The organism is Vibrio sp. YT-19(2023) (assembly GCF_033337395.1).
The window spans coordinates 1-781 of record NZ_JAWOQN010000373.1; the positions used below are offsets into that span (position 1 = coordinate 1).

Annotated in this window: 1 protein-coding gene; it reads right to left on the minus strand. The window is 47.2% G+C overall.

The window, feature by feature from the left end; genetic code table 11:
* Nucleotides 1-108 precede the first annotated feature (108 nt).
* Nucleotides 109-781, minus strand: a 673-nt coding sequence (locus R7E78_RS25980) for an AraC family transcriptional regulator (protein WP_318058589.1), incomplete at its 5' end; no start/stop codon positions are given.

Consider the following 781-nt stretch of genomic DNA (forward strand, 5'->3'; position numbering starts at 1 on the left):
TCTTCTTGTAACGGCAAAGTGTTATCCATTGTTTGTTCTTAATTGTTTTGAAGTCAGGCTATCAACGTAACGTGGTAGAGAGATCTCGCCTTGTACGATATTGCGGATTTAGCTAAAGCGAAGATATTGGCCCGGCGTGACGCCCATGGCTTTCTTAAAGTGTCGATGCAGGTGGCTTTGATCATGAAAACCACATTCTTGTGCGACATCAGAGATTCTCTGCCCTTGTTTGAGCAGCTTTTTCGCCATACGTAAACGTTGCTGGATCTGGTAAGCATGAGGCGGAAAGCCAAATTGCTTTTGAAATTCGCGCAGTAAGTGAAAAGGGCTCAGCCCAGCCAGTTTCGCGAGTTCTTCCAGCGACACATCGGTTTGTGGAAAGTCTTCTAAAAACTCCTTTACAAGCTGTAACTGTCGTTGCGCTTTGGTGGATTCTTTTAGTGGTACGCGGTGAGTGCTGTGTTTACTCGCCAATTTGATCAACGTGCCGTACACCAAGGTTTCTCGCAGCAGTCGATTGTCCGATTTTTCTAGAGTCTCAAACACCAAGCGCAATTGGCTTGCCAGTTCGGGATCATAAACCACAGGTTGAGGGAAATAGGGCAGCGCGATATTGGGTGAGCCAAGCTCTTGCCCCAAGGTTTGAAATTGTTCTGGCACAGGATACATTGCTTTGTATTCCCAGCCCCCCTCGGTTGCTGAATGGCCGTTATGCACTTCATCAGCGTTAACTAAGATAATGCTGTCTTGTGGTGCAATGTGGTTGCCGCCAGTGCGGAAA